The sequence below is a fragment of the Pseudooceanicola lipolyticus genome, from assembly GCF_002786325.1.
Lineage (GTDB): Bacteria > Pseudomonadota > Alphaproteobacteria > Rhodobacterales > Rhodobacteraceae > Pseudooceanicola_C > Pseudooceanicola_C lipolyticus.
In genome coordinates, this window is the sequence record NZ_PGTB01000018.1 from 43,594 (window position 1) to 52,965 (window position 9,372).

Annotated in this window: 9 protein-coding genes; 1 reads left to right on the forward strand and 8 read right to left on the reverse strand. The window is 67.0% G+C overall.

Annotation, left to right across the window (positions count from 1 at the left end; all coding sequences use genetic code 11):
• Nucleotides 1-73: 73 nt before the first annotated feature.
• Nucleotides 74-862 carry a DUF533 domain-containing protein gene (locus CVM52_RS07890; protein ID WP_100161960.1) on the reverse strand — a complete coding sequence of 263 codons (789 nt, stop codon included), beginning with the start codon at nt 860-862 and terminating at the stop codon, nt 74-76.
• A 116-nt stretch (nt 863-978) separates the two neighbouring features.
• Nucleotides 979-2,397 carry a protein adenylyltransferase SelO gene (locus CVM52_RS07895; protein WP_100161961.1) on the reverse strand — a complete coding sequence of 473 codons (1,419 nt, stop codon included), beginning with the start codon at nt 2,395-2,397 and terminating at the stop codon, nt 979-981.
• A gap of 69 nt (nt 2,398-2,466) precedes the next feature.
• On the opposite strand from CVM52_RS07895, the gene CVM52_RS07900 reads away from it, so the two are divergent.
• A complete protein-coding gene (locus CVM52_RS07900; protein WP_100161962.1) occupies nt 2,467-2,886 on the forward strand; it encodes a cupin domain-containing protein in 420 nt (139 codons plus the stop codon).
• Between the two features lie 71 nt (nt 2,887-2,957).
• Here CVM52_RS07900 and ftsH read toward each other — a convergent pair whose 3' ends face one another.
• The 6 genes from ftsH to tolA form a co-directional block, all read right to left on the reverse strand.
• The gene (ftsH, locus tag CVM52_RS07905; RefSeq protein ID WP_100161963.1) at nt 2,958-4,877 is read right to left on the reverse strand and encodes an ATP-dependent zinc metalloprotease FtsH; all 1,920 of its coding nucleotides are present in this window, start codon (nt 4,875-4,877) and stop codon (nt 2,958-2,960) included.
• A gap of 78 nt (nt 4,878-4,955) precedes the next feature.
• Complete coding sequence (gene tilS, locus CVM52_RS07910) at nt 4,956-6,185, reverse strand: tRNA lysidine(34) synthetase TilS (RefSeq protein WP_100161975.1); 1,230 nt, start codon at nt 6,183-6,185, stop codon at nt 4,956-4,958.
• A 17-nt stretch (nt 6,186-6,202) separates the two neighbouring features.
• The gene (ybgF, locus tag CVM52_RS07915) at nt 6,203-7,030 is read right to left on the reverse strand and encodes a tol-pal system protein YbgF (protein WP_100161964.1); all 828 of its coding nucleotides are present in this window, start codon (nt 7,028-7,030) and stop codon (nt 6,203-6,205) included.
• Between the two features lie 6 nt (nt 7,031-7,036).
• Nucleotides 7,037-7,549: a peptidoglycan-associated lipoprotein Pal gene (gene pal, locus CVM52_RS07920; RefSeq protein WP_100161965.1), complete on the reverse strand. Its 513-nt coding sequence runs from the start codon at nt 7,547-7,549 to the stop codon at nt 7,037-7,039.
• 83 nt (nt 7,550-7,632) lie between these two features.
• The gene (tolB, locus tag CVM52_RS07925) at nt 7,633-8,952 is read right to left on the reverse strand and encodes a Tol-Pal system beta propeller repeat protein TolB (RefSeq protein ID WP_100161966.1); all 1,320 of its coding nucleotides are present in this window, start codon (nt 8,950-8,952) and stop codon (nt 7,633-7,635) included.
• Nucleotides 8,949-9,372 (reverse strand): cell envelope integrity protein TolA (tolA, locus tag CVM52_RS07930; protein ID WP_503128391.1); only part of this gene is annotated, 424 nt, incomplete at its 5' end. The genes tolB and tolA, both read right to left, overlap by 4 nt.

The following is a 9,372-nucleotide window of genomic DNA, read 5'->3' on the forward strand; positions in this document are numbered from 1 at the left end:
GCCTCTGGTTCGGTTTGGGCTTTGGCTGCTACCGCAACCTGCATCGCAAGCCAACCGGTTTCGTACCGCCGGGTCAGCCATACAGGGGTTTGACACCCATCTGCAGATGCAACGCGTTCACCGTCTCCTGGTTCAGCTCCAGCGCGCTGGCCAGTTCGTCCAGGTAATGGGCCTCGCCCACGCTGTCGACACGGATCGGCATCAGCGACATGGAATAGACCTGCATCGCCATCGCCGGCGGCGTGTCCTTGGCCAGCGCCCCGACATCGATCGGCGCGGCCAGCTGTGCCTTGAGAAAGGCGATGTCCTCGGCATCGGCATCCTCGCCCACGGTTTCCATGATCTTCTTGCGCTCGTCGTCGTCGATGCGGCCATCCGCCTTGGCCGACTGGATCATCGCCCGCAGCAAAAGGCCGGCCGACTCTTCGACCTGCGGCGCGGTGTCCTTGGTGACCATCTGATCAAACGCGGCACCGGTGCCCTTGGCCCCCATCGCCGCCGCGCCGCCCAGGGCCGCCAGCAGACCGGCGATGCCGGTGCCGCCGCCGGGGGCCGAGGAGAGCAGCCCGCGCTCGCGGCCGGGTGTGCCGCCACCACCCATCAGCGACGACAGGTCAAATCCCGACTGGCTGGTAAATTTCTTGACCATGTCCCCCAGATCGCCGCCCTTGCCACCGGTGAAGGCGGCCATCATCTCTTGCAGGCTGTCCACGCCCGGCGCGCGACTGGCCTGCGCCTTGTCCGGCTCGATCTGGGCGCCGCCGAACAGGCCGCCCAGGCCCTGTCCGCCGCTCATCCGGTCCACGCCGCGTGCCGCGGCATATCCAATGGCCACCTTGGCCAGCGTTCCCATAAGGCTCATCTGTCTCGCTCCCGCTACGGCGTTTTCAACGCCATCCCACATGCGACAGAGTTGCATATTCCATTTGCCAGGTCAGGACCAAATTTGCCCGCCCCTGCCCGGCCGGGCCGCGCGGCTCAGGTGCCGCAGAAGGTGGCCCGGACCACTTCGGACTCGGCCGGGGGGCGTTTCAGGTCGGCCGCGTCGGACGGGTCGTCATAGGGATGGGCCAACACGCGGTTCAGCCGCTCGAACGGGGCATAATCGCCGGCAACCGCCGCCTCGATCATCTGCTCGACCCGGTGGTTGCGCGGGATGACGGCCGGGTTGGCCGCGCGCATGACCCGAACCGGGTCGGCCTCATCCGCGATCCGTGCCCGCCAGCCGCCCTCCCACTGGTCGAAGGCCTCGGGATCGGTGAACTGGTCGCGCGCGGCGCCATCGGCCAGCGCCCGGAAGGTGTTGGTGAAATCCGCCTGCTGCTCGGCCATGCGTTGCAGCAACCCGTTGACCAGCGCCTCGTCACCCGGACGGGGCTCGGCGAGGCCGATCTTGGCGCCGAAACGGCGCAGCCAGGCCGCGCGGATCCGGTCGGGCATGGCATGTACGATCTCGGTTGCCTGTTCCGCCGCCGCCTCGCGATCTTCGATCTGCTGGATCAGCGCGGTGGCCAGCTGGGCCAGGTTCCAGACCAGGATATCGGGCTGGTTGGAATAGGCATAGCGCCCGAACTGGTCGATCGAGCTGTAGACCGTGTTGGGATGAAACGTGTCCATAAAGGCGCAGGGGCCGTAATCGATGGTCTCGCCCGAGATCGCGCAGTTGTCGGTGTTCATCACCCCGTGGATAAAGCCCACCGCCATCCAGGCGGCCACCAGTTCGGCCTGGGCGTCGCGCACCGCAGTCAGCAGGCCCATCGGCCCCTCGGCCTGCGGGTAATGGCGCGCGATGGCATAGTCGGTCAGCTGCGCCAGCGCGTCGATCTGGCCGCGCGCGGCGAAGACCTGGAAGGTGCCGACCCGCAGGTGGCTTTGCGCCACCCGGGTCAGCACCGCGCCGGGCAACACCCGTTCGCGGATCACCTTCTCGCCGGTTTCCACCGCGGCCAGCGCCCGCGTGGTGGGAATTCCTAGCGCGTGCATCGCCTCGCTGACCACGTATTCGCGCAGCACCGGCCCCAGCCAGGCGCGCCCGTCGCCCATCCGGCTGTAGGGCGTGCGGCCGGCGCCTTTCAGCTGGATATCGCGGCGGATCCCGTCGGTGCCCACCACCTCGCCCAGCAGGATCGCGCGGCCATCGCCCAGCTGCGGATTGTAGCTGCCGAACTGGTGGCCGGAATACAGCTGTGCCAGCGGTGCGGCGCCCTCGGGCACCTCGTTGCCGGCGAAAACCTGGGCGAAATCCGCGCCCGCCTCGGCCGGAAGGCCAAGGATGCGCGCCAGTTCGCCATTCCACGCCACCAGGCGCGGCGCGCGCACCGGTTCGGGCCGCTGCAGCGAATAGAACTGGTCCGGCAGGCGGGCATAACTGTTGTCGAAGGGGATCATCACACTCATACCCAGAACATATGCCTGTGGCGCGCAAATGCCATAGCCTTCGTGCTGCGGCGCGGATAGCGTGGCACCATGACCGTTGACGAGATCATCGCCCACCTTGCCCTGCAACCGCATCCCGAGGGCGGGCATTACCGCCAGACCTGGATCGCCGAGAACGCGGGCCGGCCCTGCGGCACCTGCATCTATTTCCTGCTGCGCGCAGGCGAGCGCAGCCACTGGCACCGGGTCGACGCCACCGAGATCTGGCTGTGGCATGCCGGTGCGTCGCTGATCCTGTCGCTCAGCGCAACCGATGCCGGCCCGGCCACCGACCACCTGCTGACCCCCGACCTGACCGAGGGCGCGCCGCAGGTCATCGTGCCGGAACAGCATTGGCAATCCGCGCGGAGCACCGGCGATTACACCCTGGTCAGCTGCACCGTTTCACCCGGTTTCCGCTTTGACGGGTTCACCCTTGCCGCGCCCGGATTCGACATCCCGCGCGGCTGAGATCACGCCTTCCCGAAACGCAAAAACGGCCAGGCGATTGCCTGGCCGTTCTGGTTTTCTCTCCGCGCCGATCAGGCCGAGGGTTCAGGCTCCATGCCGCCATCGGGCGGGGTCTGCTTGGGCCGCGTCTTCGGGATGGCGGTGACGCTGGGCGCGCTGCCGGCATCCGAGTTGTCGTCATCCTCGTTGACATGCGGCGGCTCGCCCCGGATCACGCGCTGGATCTCTTCGCCGGTCAGGGTCTCGTATTCCAGCAGGCCCTGCGCCAGGCGCTCGAACTCTTCCTGGTGCTCCTCGATCAGCCGATAGGCGGTGGCATAGCCCTCGTCGATAAAGCGTTTGACCTCGGTCTCGATCAGTTCCTTGGTCGCGGCCGAGACCGAGAAGCCCCCGGCGCCGCCATTGGGCGTATAGCCGGCGGCGGCTTCCTGGTAGTCGATATTGCCGACCTTGTCGGACATGCCGTAGCGCATCACCATGGCGCGGGCCAACTGGCTGGCCTGCTGGATGTCGCCCACCGGGCCGGAAGACACGCTTTCGGCGCCGTATTTGAAGATCTCGGCCGCCTTGCCCGCCATGGTCATGGCGATGCGCTGTTCGGCCTCGTCCTTGAACATCTGCAGCTTGTCCATTTCCGGCAGGCTCATCACCATGCCCAGGGCCCCGCCGCGCGGAATGATCGTGGCCTTGTAGACCGGGTCGCATTTCGGCAGCTTCAGACCGACGATGGCGTGCCCGGCCTCATGATAGGCGGTCTTTTCCTTCTGGTCCTGGGTCAGCACCATCGAGCGCCGCTCGGCCCCCATCATGATCTTGTCCTTGGCGGATTCGAAATCGATCATCGCCACGAACCGTCGGCCCAGCCGCGCGGCGGTCAGCGCCGCCTCGTTTACCAGGTTGGCCAGATCGGCGCCGGAAAAGCCCGGCGTGCCGCGTGCGATCACGCGCAGATCCACATCCGGGCCCAGCGGGGTCTTGCGGGCGTGCACGCCCAGGATCTTCTCGCGGCCCTTGATGTCGGGGTTGCCAACGGTCACCTGGCGGTCGAACCGGCCGGGGCGCAGCAGCGCCGGGTCCAGCACGTCCTTGCGGTTGGTGGCGGCGATGATGATCACGCCTTCATTGGCCTCGAAACCGTCCATCTCGACCAGCAGCTGGTTCAGCGTCTGTTCGCGTTCGTCATTGCCGCCGCCATAGCCGGCGCCGCGATGGCGGCCGACAGCGTCGATTTCGTCGATGAACACGATACAGGGGGCGTTCTTCTTGGCCTGCTCGAACATGTCGCGCACGCGGGACGCACCGACACCGACGAACATTTCCACAAAGTCCGAACCCGAGATGGTGAAGAACGGAACGCCGGCCTCGCCCGCGATGGCGCGGGCCAGCAGGGTCTTACCGGTGCCCGGAGGGCCGACCAGCAGCGCGCCTTTCGGGATCTTGCCGCCCAGGCGCGAGAATTTCTGCGGGTTGCGCAGGAATTCGACGATCTCTTCCAGCTCTTCCTTGGCCTCGTCGATGCCCGCGACGTCGTCAAAGGTGACGCGGCCATGTTTCTCGGTCAGCATCTTGGCCTTGGATTTGCCAAAGCCCATCGCCCCGCCTTTGCCGCCGCCCTGCATCCGGTTCATGAAATAGACCCAGACGCCGATCAGCAGCAGGAAGGGAAGAAGGGTGATCAGGAAGGACTGGAACAGCGACTGCTGTTGTTTCTCGGCCCGGATCGGGATGTTGTTTTCGATCAGCAATTGCGTGACCGAGGCATCCTCGGGTTTGATCGTCACATAGTCCTGGTTGTCGGTTCCACGGAACCGGATCTGTTCGCCATCCAGCGTCGCCTGTGTGACCTCGTCGGCCTTTACCGCCGAAACGAAATCAGAATAGCTGATTTCGCGGCTTTGCAGCGTGCCGCCGGATCCGTTGAACAGGTTGAACAGCGCAAGGATCAGCAGAAAAAGCACGACCCAGAACGCGATGTTACGTGCATTGCCCAAGAGGGTGTCTCCTACCTATCAGGGGTACGACGTCCGTACCCCCGCTCCCTTCTTAAAATAGACAGGAATGGCCAGGGTTCAATGCGATAATGGTGCGGCAAAGAACCCGTCTTCGGCAACCGCCAGGGTCGCGCACCATTGTTCGGGCCGTCCCGCGGCCGGGGCGGCAACCAGATGATCGCCCTCCCAGACCGACGGAGAGGCCAACAACGCCGGGCGCGGCAGGCCGATGTCGCGCCAATCCGGGCATTGCTCCAGCCCGGACCGGCCCATCGCGCGGATCTCGCAGCCATGCCCGTTGGGACCGGTCAGCCGCCAGCGGTTGTCCCAGATATCGCCGGGCCGGGCGGTAACGTCCCGCACCGCCGCATATTCCCGGCAGATCCACAGGCCCGCGCCGTTGCGCAGGATGCGGCAGCCGCCCAGCGTGCCCGCTGGATTGCCCTGGCGCATCGCCGCCAGCAGCTCGGCCAGCGGTGCGCGGCGGGGCGGATATTCCGCCCCCGCGACCCAGCCGATGGCGCGCAGCAGGATGCGGCGGGCGATCTCTTCCGGCAGCGCGGCAAAGCCCGCCGGCTCCAGCAGGACGGCGCCGTGGCGGATCTTTGCCACCTCCTGCGCCGCGTCGGTGGTGCATTGGTCCAGCGCATCGCGCGCGCGGGCCATATTGTCGGCCACTCGCACCAGCGCCTCGGCGGTCAGGCCGGTGTCTTCCAGCAGTTCCAACGCCCGCCGCGCCCGGATCCGGCCAAAGGCGTCGTCCTGATTGCTGGGATCCTCGGCCCAGCTCAGCCCGTTGCGGGTGAGGTAGGCGCGCAGCGCCGCACGCGACAGCCCGAGCGCCGGGCGCAGGAAGGGCACGCCCAGCACCACCCGGCGCGGCTGCATCGCCGCCAGCCCATCGACCCCGGCAGCGCGGGACAGCCGCATCACGAAGGTTTCGGCCTGGTCGTCCGAGGTGTGGGCCAGCGCCACCGCCCCCAGCCCCGCAGCGCGCGCCCAGTCTGCCAACAGGCGATAGCGCGCGCGCCGTGCCTGGTCCTGCAGGTTGCCTTCGCCGTCCCAGCCGGACCAGCGCAGGGTGGCATGGGCGATGCCCAGCGCCGCCGCCTGCGCTGCCACCGCCTCGGCCTCCTGCGCCGCTTCGGGGCGCAGACCGTGATCGACGGTGGCCGCCGCAAGGCGGTCGGGATCGAAACACCGGCTCAGAATATGCAAAAGGGCGACCGAGTCGCCCCCACCTGAAACCGCAATGCCCAGCCGCTCGGGCGGCGCGCCGGAAAACCCGTTGCGCACCGCCTGAAGGATATGGGCGTCGGCCTCGTTCAAGTGCAGCCCAGTTTGCTCATCTCGTTGCGGGCTTCCAGGGCCGCCTCGCCGGCCGGAAAGCGCGACCCGACCTCGCCCAGCGTGATGCAGGCCTGCTGGGTCTGGCCCAGCCGGCCCAGCGCCGCGCCGAGTTGATACAGCGCATCCGGCGCCACCGGACCGGTGGCGTTCAGGTTGAAACTGGACAGATAGGCGCGCGCCGCCTCGCGGGTGTCGCCCAGCTGGTCCAGCGCATGGCCGCGTTTCAGATCGGCCTCGGCCGCCAGCGGGCTGCCGGGATAGGACTGGTTGAAGGTCGCCAGAAGATCGGCGGCCTTGCGGTAATTGCCCTCGTCCAGCGCAGCCATCGCGGCCTGGTAATCGGCCTCTTCCCCCACCGCCAGCTGCGGCTGGCTGCTGGTGGGCGCCTGGGTGCCGGGCAGCGGGGCGGCGGCGGTCGGTTCCACCCCGCCCAGCGTGGTGGTGTCGCTCAGCTTGCTGACATCACCGCCTTCCAGCTCGACCAGCCGGAATTCCAGGTCGCCGATCCGGTTGGTGCCATCGGTCACCACTCGGTTCACCCGGTTTTCAAGCTGCTCGGTCTCCGAGGTCAGGCGCTGAAGTTCGGCCTCCATGGCGGCAACACGGTCCAGCACGGAGGAGCCGGCCAGGTTGACCTGCGGCGATCCGGTGGTCGACAGCTCGCGCTTGAGCTTCTGGATCTCGACAAACAGGATGTTCAACTCCTGACGGATATCCGCCAGCGTCTCGTCCCGCGTCTGCGCCGCCAGCGGCAGCGGCGCCGCAAGGGCCAGGGCCGTGAGAACCGCACATAGGACGCGCATGGCCCGTTACCCTGTCAGCGCGCTGGACAGCACCGTCACCGCGCGGCGGTTCTGCTGATAGCAGGCTTCTTCGCTGCAGATCTCGATCGGGCGTTCCTTGCCATAGCTGATCACCTGCAGCCGGTTGCCGGCCACCCCGCGCGAAATCAGGTATTCGCGAGCCGCATTGGCCCGGCGCGCACCCAGCGCCAGGTTGTATTCGCGGGTGCCCTGCTCGTCCGCGTGACCCTCGATCACCGCGATATAGTCGGTGTTGGTCAGCAGCCATTGTGCCTGACCGTCCAGCACCGTCTGCGCCTGCGGGCTCAGCGTGGACTGGTCCACGGCAAAAAGCACCCGGTCGCCGATGGTCTGGTTGAAATAAGCCGGCGAGGTCGGATCGCTGACCGAACCGGGCACCACCGCCCCGGCCGTTCCGGCCGAAGACAGCGCGTCACGGCCGCCGAACAGGCCGCCATTGCTGCAGGCAGATACAACCAGCACTGCGCCGATTGTCAGAAACTTTGTGAGGGTACTCATTTAAATGCCTCTCGGTTTATCGTTCTTGATCCGTTTCTACCACAGGCCCGCACGCTTGTGAACGCGGGCCATCGGGCCGGCGATCAATTCTGCAAAGGGGACCAGGCCGGGTCGGACGCGCCATCGGGAGTGCGCACCGGCTTGAGATTGCGGCCGGTGATATCGACCGACCACAACGATGACCGGCCCTGCGCGCCCTGGGTTTCACGGGCGAACATGATCACCCGCCCGTTCGGCGCCCAGGTTGGCCCTTCGTCCAGGAACGAGGCGGTCAACAGCCGTTCCTCGCTGCCGTCGGTGCGCATCACGCCAATATGGAACCGGCCCTGGTTCTGCTTGGTAAAGGCGATCATGTCGCCGCGCGGCGACCAGACCGGGGTGCCATAGCGGCCGGGGCCAAAGCTGATCCGGGTCGCCTCGCCGCCCCCGGCCGGCATGACATAAAGCTGCTGGGTGCCGGACCGGTCGCTTTCGAACACGATGCGGCTGCCATCGGGCGAATAGCTGGGCGCGGTTTCGATCGAGGGCGCATTGGTCAGGCGCGACAGCTGGCCATTGGCGATGCCCATGGCATAGAGATCGGTATTGCCGCCCTGGGTGATCGAGAACACCACGGTCTGGCCGTCGGGGGCAAAACGCGGCGCAAAGCTCATCGTGCCCTCCTGGCTTTCCAGCACCCGCCGTTCCACCCGGCCCACATCCAGCACATAGATGCGCGGCGCACCGCTTTCATAGCTGGTATACAGTACCCGGTCGCCGGTAGGGGAAAAGCGCGGCGCCAGCACCAGGGCGCTGGAATCGGTCAGGTATTGCAGGTTGGCACCGTCGTAATCCATGATCGCCAGCCGCTTCAGCCGCTGGTCCTTGGGCCCGGTCTCGGACACGAAGACCACGCGGCTGTCGAAGTAGCCGCCCTCGCCGGTGATCCGGCTATAGACCGCATCGGCCACCTTATGCGCCATGCGCCGCCAGCCGGCGGTCGAGCCGGTAAATTGCAGACCGTTGCCCAGTTCGGCATCGGAAAACACGTCATAAACCCGAAACTGCACCGTCAGTTGGTCGCCCGCGGCACTGACCGAGCCGGTGATCAGCGCCTGCGCGTTGATCGCCTTCCAATCGGCATAGTTGACCGGGGCGGCAAAATCGCTGACCTGGCTGATATAGGCGGTGTTGGGCACCTCGCGGAACAGCCCGGTGCCGGCCAGATCGGCGGCGATCACCCGAGCCAGATCACGCGCCACCTGCGCCGCCGCCGCGTTGGCCGGGACGAAATCGGGCACCGCGAAGGGCAGCGGTTCGATCACGCCCTCGTCGATCTGGATCCGCAGCGGCCCGGTCTGGGCCGAAAGCGGCGCTGCAAACAGACAGGCTCCGGCAATCAGGCCCAGGAGTACTCGTATCATCTGATCCGCATCCTTTCGGGATTAAACGTCATCTCGATATCACGCCAATGTGCATATTTCTCGGTCGGCAGGTCAAATCCCGAGCCACCACAGCGAATAATCGCGCGGCGGGCCGCTTCGAAGGCCTGCCTGGCCGAAGAACTGTCACCGCCGGAACTGGACAGCATCCGGATCGAGCCGGTATCGGGCCGGCCGTCCTGCTGCATCGCCACGCTGACCACCACCGTGGTGTTCAGCGCCGCCGAGGACAGCGACCCGACGTTCCAGCACCGCGACACCGCCACGCGCAACGACTCTTTCTCGCCGGCCGACAGGGGCGGACCGGCGGGTTCGGCCGCGACCTCTTCGCCGCCGCCCAGGGCCTGGGCCAGCGCATCGTTGACCGCGTCGCGGGTATCGGCGCGCGGCGTCTCGGGCTGC

Bases quoted from the DNA above. Each gene is read 5' to 3' on its own strand.
- CVM52_RS07890 (WP_100161960.1), bottom strand. From the start codon at position 862: ATGAGCCTTATGGGAACGCTGGCCAAGGTGGCCATTGGATATGCCGCG.
- CVM52_RS07895 (WP_100161961.1), bottom strand. From the start codon at position 2,397: ATGAGTGTGATGATCCCCTTCGACAACAGTTATGCCCGCCTGCCGGAC.
- CVM52_RS07900 (WP_100161962.1), top strand. From the start codon at position 2,467: ATGACCGTTGACGAGATCATCGCCCACCTTGCCCTGCAACCGCATCCC.
- ybgF (WP_100161964.1), bottom strand. From the start codon at position 7,030: ATGCGCGTCCTATGTGCGGTTCTCACGGCCCTGGCCCTTGCGGCGCCG.
- pal (WP_100161965.1), bottom strand. From the start codon at position 7,549: ATGAGTACCCTCACAAAGTTTCTGACAATCGGCGCAGTGCTGGTTGTA.
- tolB (WP_100161966.1), bottom strand. From the start codon at position 8,952: ATGATACGAGTACTCCTGGGCCTGATTGCCGGAGCCTGTCTGTTTGCA.